The organism is Arthrobacter sp. ISL-65 (assembly GCF_018613795.1).
Lineage (GTDB): Bacteria > Actinomycetota > Actinomycetes > Actinomycetales > Micrococcaceae > Arthrobacter.
The window spans coordinates 52347-73455 of sequence record NZ_JAGGPN010000017.1 but is presented as its reverse complement, the minus strand read 5'-3'; the positions used below and the strand labels follow the sequence as shown (position 1 = coordinate 73455).

The 21109-nt window shown below is 65.3% G+C and carries 21 protein-coding genes; 10 read left to right on the top strand and 11 right to left on the bottom strand.

Annotated features, from left to right (window positions below; all coding sequences use genetic code 11):
- Window positions 1–95 precede the first annotated feature (95 nt).
- From J7I85_RS07320 to J7I85_RS07310, 3 genes are read left to right on the top strand one after another with little or no spacing between them, the layout of a single operon-like run.
- The gene (locus tag J7I85_RS07320) at window positions 96–1616 is read left to right on the top strand and encodes a 4-hydroxyphenylacetate 3-hydroxylase N-terminal domain-containing protein (protein WP_214848808.1); all 1521 of its coding nucleotides are present in this window, start codon (window positions 96–98) and stop codon (window positions 1614–1616) included.
- A gap of 8 nt (window positions 1617–1624) precedes the next feature.
- The gene (locus tag J7I85_RS07315; RefSeq protein ID WP_214848805.1) at window positions 1625–3058 is read left to right on the top strand and encodes an MmgE/PrpD family protein; all 1434 of its coding nucleotides are present in this window, start codon (window positions 1625–1627) and stop codon (window positions 3056–3058) included.
- 16 nt (window positions 3059–3074) lie between these two features.
- Window positions 3075–4226: a flavin reductase gene (locus J7I85_RS07310; RefSeq protein WP_214848801.1), complete on the top strand. Its 1152-nt coding sequence runs from the start codon at window positions 3075–3077 to the stop codon at window positions 4224–4226.
- A gap of 212 nt (window positions 4227–4438) precedes the next feature.
- Here J7I85_RS07310 and J7I85_RS07305 read toward each other — a convergent pair whose 3' ends face one another.
- Together J7I85_RS07305 and J7I85_RS07300 are read right to left on the bottom strand one after the other, a co-directional pair.
- Window positions 4439–6049: an FAD-dependent monooxygenase gene (locus J7I85_RS07305; RefSeq protein ID WP_214848798.1), complete on the bottom strand. Its 1611-nt coding sequence runs from the start codon at window positions 6047–6049 to the stop codon at window positions 4439–4441.
- Window positions 6050–6097: 48 nt separating this feature from the next.
- Window positions 6098–6949 (bottom strand): fumarylacetoacetate hydrolase family protein, encoded by an 852-nt coding sequence (locus J7I85_RS07300; RefSeq protein ID WP_214848796.1) that lies wholly within the window; start codon window positions 6947–6949, stop codon window positions 6098–6100.
- Between the two features lie 487 nt (window positions 6950–7436).
- Here J7I85_RS07300 and J7I85_RS07295 point away from each other — a divergent pair, with 487 nt between their 5' ends.
- Window positions 7437–7853: an ester cyclase gene (locus J7I85_RS07295; RefSeq protein WP_214848794.1), complete on the top strand. Its 417-nt coding sequence runs from the start codon at window positions 7437–7439 to the stop codon at window positions 7851–7853.
- 17 nt (window positions 7854–7870) lie between these two features.
- Here J7I85_RS07295 and J7I85_RS07290 read toward each other — a convergent pair whose 3' ends face one another.
- Window positions 7871–8623 carry a FadR/GntR family transcriptional regulator gene (locus J7I85_RS07290; protein ID WP_214848792.1) on the bottom strand — a complete coding sequence of 251 codons (753 nt, stop codon included), beginning with the start codon at window positions 8621–8623 and terminating at the stop codon, window positions 7871–7873.
- 96 nt (window positions 8624–8719) lie between these two features.
- Here J7I85_RS07290 and J7I85_RS07285 point away from each other — a divergent pair, with 96 nt between their 5' ends.
- Genes J7I85_RS07285 through J7I85_RS07275 form a run of 3 tightly spaced genes read left to right on the top strand, consistent with a single transcriptional unit; the run spans window position 8720 to window position 11799 of the window.
- Window positions 8720–9598 carry a carbon-nitrogen hydrolase family protein gene (locus J7I85_RS07285; RefSeq protein ID WP_214848790.1) on the top strand — a complete coding sequence of 293 codons (879 nt, stop codon included), beginning with the start codon at window positions 8720–8722 and terminating at the stop codon, window positions 9596–9598.
- A gap of 10 nt (window positions 9599–9608) precedes the next feature.
- A complete protein-coding gene (locus tag J7I85_RS07280; protein ID WP_214848789.1) occupies window positions 9609–10961 on the top strand; it encodes an APC family permease in 1353 nt (450 codons plus the stop codon).
- A 55-nt stretch (window positions 10962–11016) separates the two neighbouring features.
- Window positions 11017–11799: a carbon-nitrogen hydrolase family protein gene (locus J7I85_RS07275; protein WP_214848786.1), complete on the top strand. Its 783-nt coding sequence runs from the start codon at window positions 11017–11019 to the stop codon at window positions 11797–11799.
- 167 nt (window positions 11800–11966) lie between these two features.
- Here the strand turns inward: J7I85_RS07275 and J7I85_RS07270 are convergent, their stop codons facing one another.
- Window positions 11967–12782, bottom strand: a complete 816-nt coding sequence (locus J7I85_RS07270) for a slipin family protein (protein ID WP_214848783.1) — start codon at window positions 12780–12782, stop codon at window positions 11967–11969.
- Between the two features lie 178 nt (window positions 12783–12960).
- On the opposite strand from J7I85_RS07270, the gene J7I85_RS07265 reads away from it, so the two are divergent.
- Window positions 12961–13266, top strand: coding sequence for a hypothetical protein (locus J7I85_RS07265; protein ID WP_214848780.1), 306 nt, complete (start codon window positions 12961–12963; stop codon window positions 13264–13266).
- A gap of 35 nt (window positions 13267–13301) precedes the next feature.
- Here J7I85_RS07265 and J7I85_RS07260 read toward each other — a convergent pair whose 3' ends face one another.
- Window positions 13302–13526 carry a hypothetical protein gene (locus J7I85_RS07260; RefSeq protein ID WP_214848775.1) on the bottom strand — a complete coding sequence of 75 codons (225 nt, stop codon included), beginning with the start codon at window positions 13524–13526 and terminating at the stop codon, window positions 13302–13304.
- 192 nt (window positions 13527–13718) lie between these two features.
- Between J7I85_RS07260 and J7I85_RS07255 the strand changes: the two genes are divergently transcribed.
- Window positions 13719–15083, top strand: a complete 1365-nt coding sequence (locus tag J7I85_RS07255) for an MFS transporter (protein ID WP_214848774.1) — start codon at window positions 13719–13721, stop codon at window positions 15081–15083.
- Window positions 15084–15148: 65 nt separating this feature from the next.
- Here J7I85_RS07255 and J7I85_RS07250 read toward each other — a convergent pair whose 3' ends face one another.
- The 3 genes from J7I85_RS07250 to J7I85_RS07240 are packed head-to-tail and all read right to left on the bottom strand — an operon-like array spanning window position 15149 to window position 17448.
- Window positions 15149–16165, bottom strand: a complete 1017-nt coding sequence (locus J7I85_RS07250) for a TDT family transporter (RefSeq protein ID WP_251024036.1) — start codon at window positions 16163–16165, stop codon at window positions 15149–15151.
- Window positions 16162–16686 carry a PaaI family thioesterase gene (locus J7I85_RS07245; protein WP_214848773.1) on the bottom strand — a complete coding sequence of 175 codons (525 nt, stop codon included), beginning with the start codon at window positions 16684–16686 and terminating at the stop codon, window positions 16162–16164. The genes J7I85_RS07250 and J7I85_RS07245 overlap by 4 nt, the downstream gene beginning before the upstream one ends.
- Window positions 16687–16731: 45 nt before the next feature.
- Entirely contained in the window at window positions 16732–17448 is a 717-nt protein-coding gene (locus J7I85_RS07240) for an SDR family oxidoreductase (RefSeq protein WP_214848772.1), read from the bottom strand.
- Window positions 17449–17576: 128 nt separating this feature from the next.
- On the opposite strand from J7I85_RS07240, the gene J7I85_RS07235 reads away from it, so the two are divergent.
- On the top strand, window positions 17577–18059 hold the full coding sequence (locus J7I85_RS07235; RefSeq protein WP_214848771.1) for a helix-turn-helix domain-containing protein: 483 nt from the start codon (window positions 17577–17579) through the stop codon (window positions 18057–18059).
- 104 nt (window positions 18060–18163) lie between these two features.
- Here J7I85_RS07235 and J7I85_RS07230 read toward each other — a convergent pair whose 3' ends face one another.
- The 3 genes from J7I85_RS07230 to J7I85_RS07220 all read right to left on the bottom strand — a co-directional run bounded on the left by J7I85_RS07230 (window position 18164) and on the right by J7I85_RS07220 (window position 20751).
- Window positions 18164–18661: a GNAT family N-acetyltransferase gene (locus tag J7I85_RS07230; protein WP_214848770.1), complete on the bottom strand. Its 498-nt coding sequence runs from the start codon at window positions 18659–18661 to the stop codon at window positions 18164–18166.
- Between the two features lie 18 nt (window positions 18662–18679).
- Window positions 18680–19666 (bottom strand): NAD(P)H-binding protein, encoded by a 987-nt coding sequence (locus tag J7I85_RS07225; RefSeq protein WP_214848769.1) that lies wholly within the window; start codon window positions 19664–19666, stop codon window positions 18680–18682.
- Window positions 19667–19773: 107 nt separating this feature from the next.
- On the bottom strand, window positions 19774–20751 hold the full coding sequence (locus tag J7I85_RS07220) for an alpha/beta fold hydrolase (RefSeq protein WP_214848765.1): 978 nt from the start codon (window positions 20749–20751) through the stop codon (window positions 19774–19776).
- Window positions 20752–21109 lie beyond the last annotated feature (358 nt).

The window sequence follows — 21109 nt, the reverse complement described above, 5'->3', positions numbered from 1 at the left end:
TTCGCCAAGTTATATAAAATCGAACAAGAATATATTTTTACTTCAAAATGTAGCGGACCGGCCAAGCGCTGGATCAGGCTGAGAAGGAGATCACAGTGACTGCACGCACCGGAGCAGAGTACAAGCGGGGCCTGGACGACGGCCGCGAGGTGTGGCTGGGATCGGAGCGTATCTCCGTCCTAGAACACCCGGCCTTCAAGGGTTCCGTCGAAGGCATGGCCGGCTACTTCGACTACCAGCACAAGTACGCGGCGGACTGCCTGACCACCCATCCGGAGACCGGCGAGGCCATGAACGTGAGCCACTCGCTTCCCAGGAACGAGGAAGACATCGCCCGCCGCCACCGCGCCTTCGACCGCCTGGCCCGGTACTCCAACGGCATGCTGGGCCGTACGCCGGACTACGTCAATGTGGTCCTGGCAGGGCACGTGTCCCGCAAGGACATCTTCGACCGCTCCGGGGACCCGGTGTACCACCAGAGGCTGGTGGCATACCAGCGCGAAGTGATCGAAAAGGATCTCGCGTTGACCCATACCATCGTGCACGCCGCGATCGACAAGAACGTCGGGGAGCTGCAGGGCATGAACGAGGAACTCACCCTGCGCGTGGTGGGGCGGACCGAGCAGGGCCTGATCGTCAAGGGCGCGAAGATGCTCGCCACCCTCGGTCCGATCGCCGACGAGCTGTATGTCTACCCCGCAGTGCCCATCCAGAAGGGGTACGAGGAATACGCCATTTCCTTTGCCATTCCGGTGGCCACCCCGGGCGTCGTTGCCATTTGCAGGGACCACTACGGCGTGGACGCCGATGTTGCGGACAAGCCGTTCTCCGCCCGCTTCGACGAACAGGACGCCGTCATCATCTTTGACGACGTGCTGGTGCCGTGGGACCGCGTGTTCATCGACGGCAACCTGGACATCTACAACTCCATCAACGCCGGCACCGCTTCCGGCAACACCCAGCAGCAGACGGCCATCCGCGCCGCCGTGAAGCTGGAGTTCGCCTACGACCTGTGCACGCAGATCGCCAAGGTGACCGGCACCGAGAACAAGCCCGACGTCGGCGCCATGCTCGGTGAAATCTACACCTACCTGCGCCTCACCCGCGCGGCCATCCACTCCGCGGAACTGCGGGCCTCGGACTGGGGCGGCGGAGCGTTCTTCTGCCACGACGACATCAGCTCCCTGCGGGCCATCATGCCCGGCTGGATGATCCGGATCAACGAAATCATCAAGTCCATGGGCTCGCACAATCTGCTGGCAACCCCCACGGGCGGTGCCTTCAACGATCCGCGCCTGGGCCCGCTGCTGAAGAAGTACCTGCCCGGCGCCAACGGCATCAGCGCCCAGGAACGCGCCCGCATCATGCGCACCGCCTGGGACTTCGCCGGCTCGGCACTGGGCAGCCGGATCGAGCTCTACGAACGCTTCTACCTCGGCAGCATCGGCCGTGCGCGTGCCCTGGACCACCGCAAGGCCCAGGCTGCCGGGGAGACCGGTGCCTACCAGGCCATGTTCGCGGAAATCGACGGCGTTCCCGCTGTGCCGGACGGCTCCTCCGCTGCGTCGGGCGACGCCCCCACCGCCGACAGGATCACCGTCGGGGCGCGGGGCTAGGTTTCGTAATGACGGCGCAGATAGCAGAGGCCGCCGGCCTCGAAGACGGCCTGGAAAACATGACGGGCACTGTGGCCCGGCATGTCGCTGACGCCAGTTTCGAGGCCTTTGACGCCGGCACCGTGGCCCGGGCCAAGATCCGGATCATCGACGCGCTGGGCAACATCGCTGCAGGCCACCGCGCCCAGGGCAACGACGCCCTGCTGGGCCTCGCCCGCCGCTGGGGCGGTGCCCCGGAATCACGGGTGCTGGTCCACGGCATCCGCCTGCCGGCCCACAATGCGGCGATGGTCAATGCGGTCATGATGCGGTCCTACGACTTCGAGCCGATCGGTGCGGAATACGAGGACCAGACGCAGTCCGCCGCCCACATCAGCGGCACCACGGTTCCGGTGGCCCTGGCCGTCGCCGAGCAGCAGCGCTCCTCGGGCCGTGACATGCTCACCGCACTGATAGTGGGGGATGACCTCACCTCGCGTCTCGCCGCGGCGTCGGGCTTTGACGTGTACAGCGGCCAGGACAACACAGGCACCGTTAACGGACTCGGCGGCACCGCCGTCGCCGCCAAACTGATGGGGCTCGGCGCGGACCAGGTCCGGAACGCGCTGGGAATCGGGGTGAACCAGCTGTCTGGGACGGTAGCCAACATCTTCGACCAGACCCTTGCGTTCAAACTGCCCATCGCCTTCGCCGCCCGTAATTCCATCGTGTCCGCGGAGCTGGCGCAGTCCGGGTTCACCGGGCCGGCGGACGCCATCGGCGGTCCGCACGGGTTCCTGGACATGTACTGCTCGTCGCCGGCGCCCGAGAAGGTGACACGCAGGCTCGGCCAGGCCTTCTATGCAGACTGTGTGATCAAGCCGTGGTCCTCGTGCCGGGCGAGCCACCCCTCACTGGACGCCTGTGTGCGGCTGGCCACCGAGAACAACCTCAACGAGGATGAGATCGAGGAGATCCTCATCCATGTGACCCCGCGGACCCTGAAGGGTTTCGTGGGCCAGCCCTTCGTGATCGGGGAGTGCCCGGAGGTTTCCGGCGCCTTCAGCATCCGCTTCACGGCCGCGACGGCCCTGCTGTACAGGACGGTCCGGCCGGAGCACCTCACGCTGGAGCATATGCAGGATCCGCGCCTGCAGCGGCTGCTGGACAAGATCCGGCTGGTTGATTCGCTGCCGCCTGCGGAATCGCTGACCGCCGAAGTGGAGCTGCGGCTCCGGGACGGTTCCGTGCTCAGGACGCGGACGGACGTGCCCAGGGGTGACATCTACGCCAGCCCGATGAGCGAGGCGGAGATCCTGGACAAGTACTACGCCAATGCCGAGTTCGGAGGCAGGACCCCGCGCAGGAATGCCGAGGAAGCGGTCCGGCTCGTCCAGTGCCTTGAGGAGCTGGACAGCCTGGCACCTCTCATCAAGCTCTTCACACCCCACTTTCAGAAATAAATCCCAGGAGGATGAAATGAATACACATCAGGTTGTTCCTGCCGCGGAGATCACCGTTGATCCCGCTGCCTTCCGTCATGTCGTGGGCCATTTCGCCAGCGGCGTCACGGTGATCACCACCGTCGTGGACGGCGAGCTCTACGGAACGACGGCGTCGGCCGTGTCGTCGCTGTCCATGGAGCCGCCCATGATGCTTGCCTGCCTTAACCGCTCCAGCTCCACGCACGACGCCGTGCTGAAGGCCGGAGTGTTCGGCATCAATATCCTGGCCGAGGACCAGAGCGACCTCGCCATGAAGTTCGGACGCAAGGGCGGAGACAAGTTCGACGGCGTCTCGGTTACCATGTCAGCCGAGGGAGTACCGATGCTGGACGGCGCCCTCGCCACCATTGTCTGCAGGGTTGCGGAAACCCCTACCGGCGGCACGCACACCGTATTCCTCGGCCAGGTCACGGAGGCCAAGGCCGGCGCAGGCGAGCCGCTGGCGTACTTCCGCGGCGCGTTCGGACGGCTCGAAAGGGTCAAGGAGCTCGCCGCCTACGACGCCGTGCGTGACTGGGTGCTGGGCCGCCGAACTCCGCTGCATCACGCACTGGATCCGGTCGAGATCGCTGCCCACTCCAAGTCCGATCCCCACAACGTCCACAACGCGCTGGTTAAGTTGACGGCCGAATCCCTCGTTACCCGGGGTGACAGGGGCGAATTCCTGCCCGCGCCCATCACCCGCGAGCTGACGGACAGCGTCTACGACGGCCGCCTCACCATCGAGCTCGGCGTCCTCGCGAGCCACTTCGAGAAGTTTGCGGACGAGGACATTGCGGAACTGAGCCGGCTTACCGACGAGCTGGCCCTGCTGCGCCAGGGCGGCAAGGAAGCGCTGGACAAGTTCCTCAAGACCAACGCGAAGTACCACAACCGCCTGGTGAGCGTGGCGGGTTCCGCCCAGCTCACTGACGCCTTCCGCCGCCTCGGAATCGGCACCGTCTGGCGTGAAGCCCTCAACAGCGAAGAGTGGGCCCGGAAGATGGACCACAGCCACATTGTCGAGCTCACGGCGGCGCTGAAGGAACACGACTACGCGCGCGCGGCGGAGGCCCTCCGCCTGCACACCTCCTTCGGCAAGCAGCTGGCCAGCGACGTGATTGAGCGCCACGGCGGCGAGGTCTAACCAGCAGATCCAAACCGCGACGGCGGGGCCGCACCCAGGGATTCCGATCCCGACGGGTGCGGCCCCGCCGTCGTTCGCGCCTTTCCCAACTCGGTAGCAGCTCAGGGCGTTCTCGGCGCTGGGAACGCCCTGAGCTGCTGCTTAGTTGGGCATGCGGACAGCAAAAAGAGCGGGGAGGCCGCTTGGCCTCCCCGCTCCCTTCCCATGGTCTCTCAGCGTATAGCCGGCGCTCCAGCTGCGGCGTGTCGCAGGCGGGCCAGCTGCGGCACGTACGCGGCCAGCGCTTCGAACGCCGCCTGCTCGGTGTCGGGGGTGGTGGCTGCTGCGACATAGCGGTCGGGCCGCACCACGAGGGTCGTACCGCTGCCGGCGACAGCCGCGAACGCGCCGCTGGTGTCCGTGACGGCCGTGACGTCTGTCTGCGCGAGGTGCGCGCCGTCGTCGTCGTTTTCCACGGTGCCCAGCCGCCGGACCTCAAGGGGTGCGCGCCGATCGTAGGGGAAGTGCAGCAGTGCCCAGCCCGTACCGAGGACGGTGTCCAGCGGGACCGCGTCGCCGGTGGACAGCGTGACCTGCGGCTGGGAAAGGGAGCGGCCCACCAGCGCGGCCGCCCACCTGGAAACTGAACTGCCCAGGTCCGCCACACAGCCATCGGTGAAGTGCGGCTGCTTGAGGAACTTCATGCCCGCGAGCCAGCCCTTGGCGGCGGGAACGATGCCGGAGGCAGTGATGGCGGCGTCGCGGATGGCGGTGAGCGCGGGGTTGACGTTCATCACCACTTTGCCGATCCGGTGGGAAAGGCGCACCATGTCCACCGCGTGCGGGCGCCGCTCTGCCTGGTAGGTGTTCACCAGCGCATCGGTGCCGGTGCCCCGGACGTTCGCGGCGACTTTCCAGGCAAGGTTGGCGGCGTCACGGATGCCTGCGTTCAGGGCCTGGCCGGCGAACGGAGGCATCATGTGGGCTGCGTCGCCGGCAAGGAGCACGTGCCCCACGCGGTAGTTCAGGGCCACGCGCTGGTGGGCAACGTACACGGCCGCGCGGCGGATGTCCGCCGCGACAATCGTCTGGAACGGCGCGATGAGCCTGATGATGGCCTCCGGGGACGTCACTGCCGCAGCGTCCTCGCCGGGGAGGAGCATGAACTCGTAACGGCAGCGGCCATGGACTCCGGGGACCACCACCACGGGACGTGTCCCGTTGCAGTGGAACTCGGAGAACCGCTCCGGTTCACCCGGGGCGTTGATAGTGTCCACCACGATCCACTTCTGGGTCTGGGTGGAACCTTCCATCGGGATCCCGAGCTGGGAGCGGACCGGGCTGCGGCCGCCGTCACACGCCACCACCCATTTGGAGCGGACGGTGTGCTTGCCGTCGTCGTCGATCAGCACCGTGTCCGCATGCTCGGGCCCGTCCGTGATGCGGAACGCCTCAGTGCTGAAGCGGACGTCGATCAACGGACGGGCCCGGGCGGCTTCAAGGAGCAGCGATTCCATCACGGGCTGGTCGAACTGCGACTTTCCGGGCTGACCCAGCCTCGGGCTCGCCGGGTAGACCTCCGCCAGCAGCTGTTCCTTCCGGCCGAAGTAGCGGGCGCCCGTGTCCATGAGCATCTCCGGCGCCAGCCGGTCCAGAATGCCGATCTGCTGCATGACGCGCAGCGTCTCGTCGGTGACGCTGATGGCCCGTGGTTCGTCGCTTGTACCGGCATGGCGTTCCACGAGCATCACGTTGACGCCCTGGTCCGCCAGCAGGTTGGCCGCAGCCAGGCCGATGGGGCCTGCCCCGATGACCAGTACGTCGGTTTCGATGATTTTGTCCATGCCTATCTAAGTTCCGTTCCTCAAAGAGTGCAGTCGGAGCAGGGTGGGTCAGGAGACGAGCTCCACCGTGTTTTTCAGGGTGCCCAGGCCGGTGATTTCCACCTCAACGACGTCACCAGCCGAGAGCAGGCCGGACGGTTCCATGAAGAGGCCCACACCACCGGGCGTGCCGGTGACGATCACGTCGCCGGGGGAGAGCTTGGTGAAGCCGGTGACGTAGGCGATCAGCTGCGGAATAGTGAAGTACAGGTCGGCCACTGAGGCCTTCTGGCGGATGTCGCCGTTGACCCGGGTTTCCAGGGTGAGCCCGCTGACGTCGCCCAGCTCGGCGGCCGGGACGAGGTAGGGCCCGAAGCCGCCAGTGCCGGGGAAGTTCTTGCCGGGGATCCATTGGGAGGCGGCGAGCTGCCAGTCACGGACGCTGAGATCGTTGTAGGCGGCGTAGCCGGCAACGTAGTCAAAGGCGTCGTCTTCGGCCACGTGGAATGCTTCCTTGCCGATGACCAGGGCCATCTCGCCTTCGTAGTCGAACTTGGTGGTAGTGGCGGGCATCTGGGCCGGCTGCAGGTGGCCCATCTGCGAATCAGCGAAACGGGTAAAGATGGTGGGAGCCTTCTGCTCCGTCTTGCCGGATTCTTCCTGGTGGCTGCGGTAGTTCACTCCGATGCAGATGATCTTGCCGGGATCGGTGACGGCGGGGAGGAACTCGATGTCCACTTCCGCGCGGGAGGGGGCACTGCGGAACTCTTTACCGACGGTGCCGAAGATGCCCTGCTCGACGGCGGCGCGGAGCGTGCGGGCAAGGTTGGCTCCGCTGGGGCCGAGATCGTACGCCCGTCCGTCGGCAATGATGCCCCATGTGGGGGAGCCGTCTGCAGATACGAAGCTTGCGTAGTTCATGATGGTGGTTCCTTTCGCGGCGGCGGCGCGCCGGGGAGGTGAGGCAGTCCTTCCCTGCCGGCGGCTTTGCCGGGCAGGAGGAATTTGCATCCTTTGACAAGAAATACATTATCCTGCTTTTACGCATTCTGACTAGGTGTCCTGCGAAAGGGATGCGGCAGGAATGCTTGGGGCCGCGGTGGCACTGTGGCGGGGTCCGCCGGCAGCGCCGGCGGGCGGTTGGGAGGGCCACTTCGGTGTTGTTGTAGGTGGTTCAAAAGTGGACGGTCTTCAAGGCCAGTAACGGCGTATTGACGGCGCTGGGGCCCGGGAATACTGTCAGGCATAACCAGGCTTTTGGCCGCGTTTCCAAAGTGATTCCGCGGCTGAGTCTGGTGGTTACTGCCAGAGAAGGGGCGCCTGCGGGGCGTCGTCGCTGCGCTGGCCGCCATGGGGCCAAACGCCCTTGGGGGAACTGTGATGGGTCTCATGCACGAGGGGTTCGGAAATGGCTAACGGGAGTGGACTGATCGAGCGTTTTTACAGGGAGATCATCGAGGGTGGAAATCTGTCCCTCATTGATGAGTTGGCGACGGACGACTATTTGGATCATGAGGAGGCTCTTCCCGGACAGCCGCCCGGCAAGGAGGGTGTCCGCTATTTCGTGAATGCGGTGAGGACGGCGTTCCCGGATATCAGGGTCAAGTCGCTCGAGCCGTCGCTGGCCGACGGAAACATGGAGGCATGCCACGTCGTCCTCACTGGCACACATCGTGGAGAGATGGCTGGCGTCGCAGGAACCGGGAAGAGTGTCGAATTCGGCGGGACTGACATTATCCGAGTCGAGGACGGAAAGGTCGCCGAGCACTGGGGGACCACCGACAACATGAGGCTCATGCAGCAGATCGGCGCAATCCCCGGCTAGAGGTTCAAGCAGGGGCCTCAAGTGTCCGTTCGCGCTGACAGCCCCATGAACATGCTCCGGTGCAGGATGTCCACGTGCTTCCGTGAGATTTCGACGGCGGTGTCCCCGTCGTGTGCCCGCAGGGCGGCCACCAGCGCCACGTGGTCGCAGTTGGATTTGTGCAGCAGTTCGATGGGGTAGGGGATGAAGTAGGCGTACAGCTCGGCCAGCGTCTCGTGATAAACCTCGACGGCGGTCCCCAGCCCTGACGCGGTGCCCACCAATTGGTGGAACTGCTCGTCCGCCTGGTGGTAGCCGGACCAGTCCGTGGACTCTGCCATGTCCCGCGTCAGCTGTTCCAGCTCGTCCAGCTGTACGGCCGTTACGTTGGCGGCCGCGTAGTGCGTCACCGCGCATTCGAAGAGCAGCCGCCGGTCCACCAGCCGGTTCACGGCCTGGGACTCGGCCGGTGATGCGGTGAGTTCCGCCAGCACGTTCCGCGGCGGCTCGTCCGCCACGAACGTCCCGCCGGCCCGGCCGCGGCGGCGCACCACCACGCCCTGGTCCGCGAGGCTCGCCAGTGCCCGCCGGGCAGTGATCGGGCTGACCGACAGGCCCAGCGCCACGTCCTCCTGGTCGGGCAGGCGCTCGCCGGGTTTCAGCAGCCCCAGTGAAATGGCCATGCCGATGCGCAGCCGCACGGCGTCGATGGCGCTCCTGCGGTCGATGCCGGCCAGGGCGCCGGCGCCGATGGGGGAGGCGCTGGCAGTGTCCTCCAACTGACGGGTCATATCCGCTACTTTACGGCCCATCCGCCGCCCCTTCCCATAATTGGATCATTCCGATCTAATATTATCCGGATCACACCCCAACCCGGAGACAAACCCATGCCACGCATCCTTCCCCTCGTCGCAGCCCAGGCCCGGCCCCGGCTCATCGGCGAACCCGTTTCGGCCTTCGCGGACGAGGTAGCGGCTGCCCTCAAGACCAAGCCGGACAGCAAACTGGTGGTCTTCCCGGAGCTCCACCTGTTCGGCGACGGGGACCCGGACCTGCAGCGCACCGAAGCGCTGCAGGACTCCGCCGAACCGCTGGACGGTCCAAGAGTCAAGGAGCTAAAGGAGCTCGCCGCGGACCTCGGCATCTGGCTGGTCCCCGGCAGTGTCTGCGAGCGCGGCCCGGAAGGCCAGCTGTTCAACACCCAGCTGGTGCTGTCCCCGGAGGGGGAGCTGGCCGGCTACTACCGGAAGATCTTCCCCTGGCGCCCGTTCGAGCCCTACGACCCCGGCGACCGGTTCACCACCGTGGACCTGGCCGGAATCGGCCGGGTGGGCCTGAACATCTGCTACGACGCCTGGTATCCGGAAGTCTCGCGCCAGCTCGCCTGGATGGGCGCCGAGGTCATCCTCAACGTCGTCAAAACCACCACCCCGGACCGGCGGCAGGAGCTGGTGCTGGCCAAGGCGAACGCCATCGTGAACCAGGTGTTCGTGGTCAGCGTCAACTGCGCCGGCCCCATCGGCCAGGGAAAGAGCATCATCGTCGACCCCGAAGGCAACACCATCGCGGAAGCCGGGAACGACGCCGAGGTGCTGCTGACAGCGGACCTGGACCTGGCCGCCGTCGAACACGTCCGCACCCACGGGACGGAGAACCTCAACCGTCCCTGGTCCCAGTTCCGGGACGGCGAGGTCGCCGTCGAACTGCCCGTCTACCAAGGCCGGATCAATCCGGTGACCTGGACGCCCCCGTCCTTCAATGCTTAAGGAAAACCACGTGACCACAACAACCCTGACCCGCACGCTGAAGCTGCCGTCGCTGGTGCTGTTCGGCCTGGCGTACCTGACCCCGCTGATTGTCCTGGCCATCTTCGGTCTCATCGCCGAGACCACGGGCGGGGCGGCGCCGTCGGCCTATCTCGTGGCGATGGTGGCCATGCTGTTCACCGCCCACAGCTACGGCCGGATGGCGGTCGCCTACCCGGTGGCCGGCTCCGCCTACACGTACGTGCGCCGGTCCATCGATCCGCGGGTGGGCTTCCTGGTGGGCTGGGCGATCCTGCTGGACTACCTCTTCCTGCCCATGGTGATCTGGCTGATCGGTGCGTCCTACCTGAGCGCGCAGTTCCCGGGCGTGCCCATGTGGCTCTGGATTGTCGGCTTCATACTCATCACCACGGTCCTGAACGTCCTGGGCATCAAGGTGGCGGACAAGGCCAACTACGTGCTGATGGCGTTCCAGCTGCTGGTGATCGTGTTCTTCGTGGTGCTGGCCATCGGCAATGTGGTGTCCATCTCCGGCGCGGGGGGCCTGGCCAGCACGGAGCCGTTCTTCAACAGCACGTCCAGCTTCGCCACCGTCTCCGCCGGCGCGGCGATCGCGGCGTATTCGTTCCTGGGGTTCGACGCCGTCACCACCCTCACCGAGGAAACCGTGGACCCGCGCCGGAACGTGCCCCGCGCCATCATGCTCATCGCGCTGATCGGCGGCGGCATCTTCGTGGCCGTCTCCTACATCACCCAGCTGGTGCACCCGGGCGGCGTGTTCGAGGACTCGGCGTCCGCGGCCAGCGCCATCGCGCTTCAGATCGGCGGGCAGGTCTTCGGCGCGGTCTTCCTCGCCGGGCTGGTGGTGGCGCAGTTCGCCTCCGGCCTCGCCGCGCAGGCCAGCGCCTCCCGCCTGATCTACGCGATGGGCCGCGACTCCGTCCTGCCCAAGGCGGTCTTCGGCAAGCTCAGCGCCAAGTTCCACACGCCCGTGGTGAACCTGGTGGTCACCGGCATCGTCGGCCTGATCGCGATCTTTTTGGACGTGGCCACGTCGACGTCGTTCATCAACTTCGGTGCCTTCACCGCCTTCACGCTGGTCAACGCGTCCGTGGTGTTCCACTACGTGCGCCGGCGGCGTGCCGGGGAGCAGCTGAACGCCGTCTCCTATGTGGTGGTCCCGGCGGTGGGCGCCATCGTCTGCGCGTACCTGCTCTCCCAGCTGGACAGCAACGCCATTACGCTGGGACTGTCGTGGCTGGCGCTCGGTGTGGTGGTGCTGGCGCTGATCACCCGCGGCTTCCGGGCCGCGCCGCCGGAGATGACGACGACGGAGAAGGCCACCGTGGAGGCCGCCGCCTGACGCCGCGGTGCTTTAGGTTTCTGTACTTGATGCTCACGGGATGGAAGGAACGGGTGTGAGGATAGCCCTCGGGCAGCTGGAGTCCGGCACCGACGTCGGGGCGAACCTGGCCGCGATCGACCGGTTTGCCGCGTCGGCTGCCGGCGACGGTGCCACGCTGGTGGCCTTCCCCGAGTACGCCACGTACGAGAAGAAGATCGTGGACGCGTCGTTCCCGGCGGTGGCCGAGCCGCTGGACGGCCCGGTCTGCCAAGAGCTTGCGGCCATCGCGGCCCGCCACGGCATCGCGCTGGTGGCGGGGGTGGTGGAAGCATCCGAGGAGGAGGGCCGGGCCTACAACACCCTGGTGGCGTTCGGGCCGGACGGCACCCGGCTGGCCGTGTACCGGAAGATCCACCTGTTCGACGCGCAGGGCTTCGGGGAATCGACGTTCATCAAGCCGGGACCGTCCACCGAGCCGGTGGTGTTCGAGGCCGGGGGAGCGCGGTTCGGTCTCATGACCTGTTACGACCTGCGGTTCCCGGAGCTCGCCAGGTCCCTGGCCGACGCCGGTGCGCAGGTGCTGCTGGTCTGCTCGTGCTGGGTGCCGGGCACGCACAAGACGGAGCAGTGGCTGGCTTTGAACGCCGCCCGCGCCATCGAGAACAGCGTCTACGTGGCCGGCGTCTGCCAGGCACCGCCGGTGTCTGTGGGCCGTAGCCTGCTGGTGGATCCGATGGGTTACGTTGAGGCCGACCTCGGGTTGGAGCCGGGGGTGCGGGTGGTTGAGGTTTCGCTTGGGACGGTGGCGCGGGTGAAGGAGCAGTTTCCGATGTTCCGGCAGCGGCGGCTGCAGTAGGCGGAGCATGATTCCTCAGGGGAACCGGCACGTAAAAACCGGCCTTGAGTTTCGCTACAAAACCCACGATGCAACAAAATGTGCGACTGTTAGCTCCCATTGGCGCAGCTCCCATCGGCGGCCTTTCGCGCGGCGCCGGCTGACGGGTGGGTCTATCTGCTGGGAGGTTATGCCGCTTTGATGGGTGTCTTGTCGCTGGAGGATGCCGCGGCCAGGTTTTCGCGGGCAAGGAACGCCGAGAGTTCACCGATGGTGCTCATCAGCGGGGCGGGGAAGACGACCGTGGTGTTCTTGTCGACGCCGATTTCGACCAGGGACTGCAGGTTCCTTAGCTGCAGGGCCAGCGGGTGGGCCATCATGGTGTCGGAGGCGTCTCCCAGGGCCGCTGCGGCGATGGCTTCGCCTTCGGCGGCGATGATCTTCGCCCTTTTTTCGCGTTCGGCTTCAGCCTGGCGGGCCATGGCGCGCTTCATGCTTTCGGGTAGCTGGATGTCCTTGAGCTCCACCAGGGTGACTTCGACGCCCCATTCGACGGTGAGCACGTCGAGGATTTCACGGATGTCGACGTTGATCCGTCCGGTCTCGGACAGGGTCTGGTCAAGGGTGTGTTGGCCGACGACTTTCCGCAGGGTTGTCTGGGCGATCTGGTCGATGGCCGCGGCCACGTTTTCGATCGCGACGACGGACTTCACCGCGTCGACCACCCGGTAGTATGCAACCGCTGAGACGTCGACGCTCACGTTGTCCTGGGTGATAATGCCCTGGGACTGGATGGGCATGGTCACGATGCGCAGGCTCACCAGCGGCAGCCGGTCGATGACAGGGATGATCAGCCGCAGGCCGGGATCCCTGACTCCGGTGACCCTGCCGAGCCGGAAGAGCACGCCCTTCTCATATTGGCGCACGATCCGGATCGACATTTTCGCAACGATGAGCAGCAGTACGACGAGGACGATGACAACGACAATGGTGGTGGGGTCCATCAGGATCCCCTCCTGGTCTTTTTGAGCCGGACGTGCCGGAGCCGGGTCCGGCGCCGTGACAGCTGTCCTTGCTATATTTTCCCATGCAAAGGGTGCAAAGGAGGTTCTTGAGTGCTCTCACAGCCTCTTCAAAGGACCTTCTATAGCTGCCTTCATGTTCGTGGGCAATGATTGCTCAATGAGGCTTTGGAGCAGGGCCTTTGTGCCCGGAATAGCAGCTTTGGCAGTCATTTTTCTGAGCGGGGCCAGCGCGGCCGGCATTGACCAGATGGCAAATGCCAAAATTCACGGTCCGACATCGGTCACTATGTCCGCTGTCATGGCTGACGGTCAAACCTCGCTGCATCACTTGGTCCTGCGCGGCCTTGCCAAGGGGGCGCTTCCCGGTGGCTTTCCTTACGATGAACCCAGGGATGAAAGGTCCGACGAGAGCTATCAGGAGACCCTGCACCAGCACCGGCCATCGGTGAGCCCTGCACGGTAAGAAAGTGCAGGCTTCCTCGCCGCTGCGCATCCTCACTAGTGCAAGATGGCGCTAATCTCGGCTCTGACTAGCCGCTCGGCCAGTTGGCCAAGGTCCAGGTTCAGGACGGCTTTGAGGGCGCGCGCCATGTTCGGGGCTGCGGCAAGGAATTCGGCCAGGCCCGGATCGGATTCCAACTCCCGCCCGAGCTTCTCTTTAACCTCATCAGCAGTCCAATGGCTGTCGGTATGCTGACTGGAGAGTACCGTCCTAGCATTCATGGCCCTGTCCTTCCCCGCGCCCTGAGCCGTGGCTTTGATATGAGCGACTATGCCGGGCAGGGCTCAAGAAGCGGTCAAGCAACAGGCCAGTTTTGTGCAGGATTTGTTCAGGTTTTCGTGGGGGACGGCAGTTGGGAGTGCCGAAGTGTGCCGAGTTCGCCGCCTGACCGCCCAGTGCGGAAGACTGTTGCCGTGAGCAACCCTTCCCGCACCGGCCTCGCCGTGGCCGGCCTCAGCCTGGGCACGTCGCTGAACCCACTGAACTCGTCAATGATCGCCGTCGCCCTGGTGGTACTGCGCGAGGACTTCAGGCTCGACGTCGCCACGGTCACCTGGGTGATCACCGCCTTCTACATCACCTCCGCCGCGGGCCAGCCGCTGATGGGAAGGCTGGCTGACCGGTTCGGGCCCCGGAAGCTCTTCATGCTCGGCATGGCGCTGGTGGCTCTGATCTGCGCGCTGGCGCCGTTCTCGCCCAACTTCGTTTGGGTCTGCGTCGCCCGCGCGCTCATGGCGCTGGGGACCGCGACGGCGTACCCGAGCGCCGTCGTCATGGTCGGCACGCTGGCCAGGCTGGCCGACACGACTTCAACAAGGCCGCTGGGTCGCATCCAGATGGCCAACACGTCCGGGGCTGCAGTCGGCCCGGTGGTCGGCGGGCTGTTGGTGAGCCTGGTCGGCTGGGAGGCGCTGTTCCTGATCAACGTGCCGTTGGCTCTGGCCGCCCTGCTCATCGTTCGGAAGGCGGCTCCGCCGGACGAGGCGCGCGAGCAGGGAAGCATCGCTACCCTGCTGCGCGACTCGGACATCCCCGGCATCCTCGCGTTCACTGGAGGCATGGTGCTGCTCCTCATGGGACTGCTGAATGCGCTGCCGGGACTCCGCTGGTGGCTGCTCGGCGGGGCGATGGTGCTCGCCGTGCTGTTCGCCTGGCGCGAGTTGAGCTTCGGCAAACCTTTCCTGGACCTGAGGCTGCTGGGCAGGAACCGTCCTCTGATGCTGGTGTACCTAGGCTTCACGGTGTTCAGCGGCGTCTACTACTTTGCTTTCTTCGGGCTGCCCCAGCTGCTGCAGGAGGCCGCTGGCTACAATCCCGGTCTGGTTGGCGTGCTCATGCTGCCGCTGGCCGCCATGTCGGTGGTCATCACACCGCTCGCCGTGAAGGCGATCGACCGGTTCGGTGTCCGGCGGGTGCTGATCACCGGCGTCGTACTTTTGGCAGTGGCGGCAGCGGCACTGTGGCTCCTGACAGCGTCCTTCGCCGTCCTGCTCGTGTTGGTGCTGACCGCCCTGATGGGCGTGCCGTACGGGTCGGTCAGCATCGCCTCCAACCAGGGGCTGTACCTGTCCGCCGCACCGGAGGACAGGGGAGTGGCCGCCGGGATCTTCCAGACCTGCCGGTACGTCGGCGCCATCGGCGCCACCGTGATGATCGGCATCTTCTACCGCACCGGCGTCAACCAGGAGAACTGGGGCCGAGTGGTGCTGGTGATGCTGGCGCTGAGCGCGGTGACGTTCGTGGTCTCGCTGCTGTGGCGCGAGCGGAAGACGGCGTAATCGCTACGGCCAGCGACGAGAAGAGTGCGCTGGGGTCCGGTGTTCACGTCCTGGTAATGGTGTCGTCAGCGGCCTGCGCGGCCTCTTCGGCCTGGACTTCCTGTCGGCGCGGTGCGGGCGGCAATGACCAAGGTAAAGGCTGTTGCGAGGCCGAGAACCGTCCAGGCGTAGATTTCCCGGCCGGGGAGGTCGGTTGTTGCAAGCCAGCGGATGGAATAGTTCGCGGTGGCACCGACAGGAAAGGTGAATACCCAGAACATCTGCGTAAAGGGAAGCTTGCGGTATTCGGGGAGGAGCATGACCTGCATCAATGCCATGATCACCAGCACGCCTGTGAGGCCGAGCTGCACTGCCCCCACGGGTCCTGGATGTGACACCATCCAAGCGATGTTGGCCGTTGCAGGCGCAGCCAGATATGCGGACAGTCCGGTCTTAGCGGCTGGCGGCACCTCGCCGCCGGTCATCAGACGGACGGTGACGACAGTTCCTATGACCAGCCAGAAGAACGCGCCAACGCCAAACGCGGCCATGGCCGCATCATGGGCATGGATGCTTGAGAATCCGATGCTGGCAACGAAGAATCCGGGCACGACGGGCAGCAAGTAGCCGGGATGGATGGATGGCATGGACACCCCGCCGGTGACCCAGTGGGCGAGGAGCTGGGCAGCGACGATGGCAAGGGCGGCAATGAAAGCCATGCACAGCCAGGCGCCCCATGGCGGCAGATACTGGCTGTAGTGCGCTGAAAGCAGGATCCCCACTAACGGGATGAAGGACGCAAACGGCCCTGCCAGCTCATGTCTCAGGTCGGCCCTGAATGCTCCTTTCCGGCGTAGGCCCCTGAACACGTAAAGGGCCGTCAGGATCAGCCACAGAGTGCTTGCTGCTCCGTACAGGATTTCCTCCGGCCACATCGGGGATCCGAGAGAGCTCCTCGCGGCGGACCAGCCGCCGCCGAGACCGGCAAGCCCCAAGGGAATGCCGAAGCGGCTCAAAGCCGGCATTCCCGAAGGGGTGGCCGGGGGCAAGGCGCGCTCCTGAACGGCCGGCGTCAGCGCCGCAATGGTGCCGGTATCAGTCATGTCGTCAGTCCGCCCGGTTGGTGGGTGAAGATGAGCAGCGTGCTCGTGGCGGTGGCGAGGAGCTCACCGCTGGCGGTGCTGAGGCGGCCTTCGGTGAATATCACCCGTGAGCCGGATTTCAGCACTGACCCCTCTGCGCGAAGAGCGCCTTTCTGGAGCGTGATGGGTCGCAGGTACTTGACCGCCAGATCTATGGAGGTGTACCCGATCCCTGCTTCCAACGTACTGTGTGCTGCGCAGCCGAGTACCGTGTCGAGGAGCGTGCATGCCAGGCCGCCGTGCACCATTCCGAGGGGGTTGTAGTGCGCTTCTCCCGGTTCGCACTGGAACTCGACGTGTCCGTATTTCGCCTCGACGAGATCGAAATTCATCAGGGAAGCGATCGGCGGCGGCGCAATGCTGCCGTCGCGGAGGCCGGAGAAGTAGTCCAGACCCGACAGTCGTGGCAGCTGTTCGAGCGCGATTGCCGGATCCATCCAGGTGAAGGTTTCCGAGCGTTCCGCCGAGGTGTTGGTTGACATGGGGGTTTCCTCAGATTCTCTGCAGGTCTTCAGGGTTTGGGGCCGTCATACCGGGGCATTGGCAGCCAGGGCAGGGTACAGATCCGAGATCGGACCAGACAGGCCAAGCTTCACTCCGGCGCTGATTTCGTCCACGATGACCTCGTGATCACCCTGCTCGAGCCCATCGAACGACTTCCGCGCGACTTCCCCGGGGGAGGTCTTCGGGGCATCCACGCCTTTAGCCATGGCAGTGTCGATGTAGCCGACGTGCACACCCGTGACCTGCGTGCCGTGGGGCGCCAGCTCTACCCGGAAGGAGTTGGTGGCCGACCACAGCGCCGCCTTTGACGCGCTGTAGGCACCGGTGAGTGCGATCCAGCTGAGCACCGAGTGGATGTTGAGGACCGCTGATGTCCCGCTGGCGGCGAGCACCGGCGCGAATGCCCTGGTCAGGGCGACCGGTCCGAAGAAGTTGGTCTCCATGACTTCACGGATCTTCTCGTCCGGGAGTGCCAACAGAGTGTCCGATTCGACACTCATGCCGGCGTTGTTGATCAGGACCGTGACGTCCTGCGCCTGGGTAACGGCGGCCCGGATCGAGTCGGGGTCGGTGATGTCCAGAGCGAGAGCGACGACCCGGGAATCGTTCCACTCTTGCGGACGGCGGGCGGTTGCGTACACCTTTGCCGCTCCTCGGGCGAGGGCCTGTTCCACGAGCTCGCGGCCCAGGCCGCCGTTCGCGCCGGTGACAAGGACGACGGCGCCAGATAGCAGTGGCATGAATTCTCCTGATGTCGGATTTGGCGACGACGCATGTTGTCGCGGCCTCGAAGTTTTAGGCTACCGGAGTTAGTTGGATTTTCCAACTGACCTGTATACTTGTGGGGAGTACTGAAAGCAGGTGAACGATGAATCAGCCGACCGAAACGTCAGTTAGCGCGCCGAGGGCGTGTTTCATCGCGGCGGGCCTCGACGTGTTGGGGGAGCGATGGGCGCTGCTGGCGCTTCGTGAGATGTCGCTGGGCGTTCATCGCTTCGATCAGATTGCGCGCAACACAGGCGCGTCCCGCGACATCCTGACGGGCCGTCTGCGCACACTGGAAAGCCGTGGCGTGATCGAACGCGTCCAGTACTCCGAGCGCCCCGCGCGCTACGAATACCACCTCACAACTTCTGGGGCCGAAGTCGCGCCCATTCTCATTTCACTCGCGGCCTGGAGCAGTACCTGGATGCGCGACGAGACGCCCCGTGCCTCTTACAAGCACAGCTGCGGGGCTGACCTGAAACCGCTGGTCCTGTGTGCGGAATGTGGTGAGGAGTTCAAGCCAGGAAGTCTGATGCTCGGACCGCTTGTGTCAACGGCCGGTGCGGACCCGGCATCCGGCCAGTAAGCACAAAAACCAGACAGAGGACGACGGCGGTGCATCCCGCCGTCGTCCTCTTGCCACCGTTGGGCCCGGCTTTTGCCGGCCGGATTCCCTCGGCAACCAAGGACTCAACCCTCAAGTTCCTTCTCGAAGCAGATTGACGACGGTATCGCAGTGTCGTAGGGCGCGTAGGCCGGTATTTGCCGGTAGCCGATCTTCCGATACAGGGCTTCTGCTTCGGGTTGCTTGCCGCCGGTTTGAAGAATGAGGCGCCTGGCGCCGGCCGCGGCTGCGATCTGCTCCAGTGTGGCCATGAGGTGAGTCGCCGCCCCGAGGCCACGCGCTGCGGGGTCAACGATGACACGCTTGACTTCCCACTCCCCGTCCAGCAGGCGAAGTGCCCCGTGCCCTATCGCATGCCCGAGGGAGGTCACGGCGAGGACATTCGCGACAAAGTCTTCAGCTGGGACGCTTAACGCAGACCTGACGGCAGCCGAAAGGCTGGGCTCTTCCGCCGTGGCGTACCGGGCAAGGAGTTCCTTGTTCAGCAGATCCCGTAATCGGGCAGCCCGCGGATCGTCAAAACTGACTTCCTCGAGATTCAGGGCGAACTTCTCAACCGGCACGACACCCTCCTTCGGATTTCAGAGGCCCGCAGCCGCCATTTTCCGCACGCGCGGATGGTTCTCCAGCGCCCACCGCACCGTCTTCGGCGGGCGCCCGAGCAGGGTTTCCAGCTGTTCGCTGACGCCGGCGGCACCGTAGCGTCCGCCGGCGACCAGCCGGGTCAGGTCCTTCAGGTGTTCCGCAATGTGTGGATAGGCGGCCAGGGCATTGTCCACGTACTGCCTGTTCCAGGTTTCCACATCTTCCGGAACGTAAGTGACCTGTCGTCCCAGCGCGGCTGCGTAATCCTCCGCGAATTCGTGCATGTCCTTCAGTTCCGGCCCGGTGAGCTCGTAGGACTTCGAGATGTGCGGTGCCGGGTCGACGAGGATCTTCGCACACAGCTCCGCCACGTCGTAACCGGCGATGGGCGCGAACCGCTGGGTGCCGAAGGGCAGACGCAGTTCACCGATGCCCAGCGGCTCCAGCGCCAGCCAGGTCAGAATGGGGTTCTCGACGAAGATGGCCGCCCGCACGTTGACGGCCGGGACGCCTGACCAGTCCAGCACCTGCTCGGCCACCCAGTGGGCCCGTTGCTGCGGCGACCAGTCCGTGACGAGTCCGCCGAGCCACGCACGCCGTTCTTCGACTGGTGCGGTCATCTTCTCGAACGGCATGAACCACTGCTCGTACTCGGAGATGTTGACGAAGACCTCGATGTCGCCCTGGGCCCGCGCCGCCGCGGCCATGAGGCTGACGGCGTCGGTGTAGTACGGCGACAGGCTCATGCTGAAGTAGATGCGTCGGCAGCCCTTCAGCGCCGCGGTTACGTCGGCAATGTTGAGTAGGTCTCCGACGAAGACCTCGGCCCCGGCCTGGCGGAGCGAGTGCGCGCGTTCGTCGTCCTGTCGCACGAACGCGCGCACCGGGTGCCCTTGTTCAAGCAGCATGTCGACCATCGTTCTGCTCACACCACCGATTTCGCCGGCGGCGCCGGTGATGAGGATGGGATTGCGCTCTGTCATTTGCGTCCTTTGTTGAGGTTGTCTGGTTGGCTGGGTCAGATGATGACCATCCCTGCCCCAGCGGAATGGTGCCGGCCAGGGAGTTCTGCGTGGTGTCGTCGGGCTGCCTAGGCGTCGATGCGGGCGAGGAAGTCGAGGAGTGCGGCGTTGACCTCGTCGGGACGCTCCTGCTGCGTCCAATGCCCGCAACCTGGCAGCACCACCGGGCCGTGCAGTTGCGCGACAGCGCTCAGCGGGTTGCTCCCGTCCGGGGCGCTTAGGGAGGTGACCATGTCTCGGTCTCCCACCACGTACAAGGCGGGGACGTCGATCCCGCGCCCCCGAAAAGGCGCGAGCAGTTCGTTGTTGCGCTCGATGTTCCGGTACCAGTTGAAGGCTCCGGTGAAGGCTTGCTCGCCGTGCAGGGCGTAGTCCTCGGCGTAGACCTGGATATCCTCCTCCGTCAGCCAGCCCGGGAGAGCGGGGGACTCGGGCATGGTGTCCAGGAGGCCCAGGCCTGCGGGTATGACCAACGGCCGGGGCTCCGTGCTGTCCGGGTTGTCACCTGAGGCGCCGACCAGGATGCGGCGGAAGGAGTCCGGGATGTCCTTGGCGAGCTCCGCGTCCACGATTCCGGGCTCCTGGAAGTAAACCTGGTAGAAGCCGTCGCCGTACTGGGTGCGTGTGATTGAGGGCGGAACCATCCCGCCGGGCAGAATCGGCGGGACACTGAGCCCGGCCACGGCGCGGACCATGTCCGGGCGCAACATTGCCGCGGTCCACGCAACGGGTGCGCCCCAATCGTGCCCCACGAGTATCGCCTGCTCCTCGCCCAGCTCCTCGATCAAGGCGATCATGTCGCCGACGAGGTGGAGCAGGGTGTACGACGCGACATCCGACGGCTGCTCGCTGCGGGCGTAGCCGCGCTGGTCAGGGGCAACGACCCGGTACCCGGCCGCAGCCAGCGCCCCGAACTGGTGGCGCCAGGAGTACCAGCTCTCCGGCCAGCCGTGGAGCAGCAGGACCAGCGGGCCTTCCCCCTGCTCGGCGATGTGCAGCCGGACTCCGTTTACGTCGACGGAGCGGTGGGTGAGTGAACTGTTCACAAAGATCTCCTTGAAATCGGTGAGGGCGTGCTACTTCTTCAGCTGCGTGTAATTGGCTTTAGTCGTCAGCCAACAGCTGCGCCGGCTACCTGTACGGATCGAGAAACCGATCGGTTTCCATCACTGTAAACCGATCGGTTTTGTTGTGCAAGTGCAGCAGTGGGAAGGTCCGGCGGTCACCGCTCGGCCGTCACCGCTGGGGGGTCACAGCTCCGAGGGCGCTCCGATAGGAATAGGCTCACGGCCGCCGCTTCGCGCGGAAGGTTCGGTGCTGCCTGGCGGCTAGGCGCTGCGGAATGGCGCCGTCACGGGCGTGCTTGAGTACAGGCAAGGGTCAGCCGGCCTGTTTGAAAAGGTG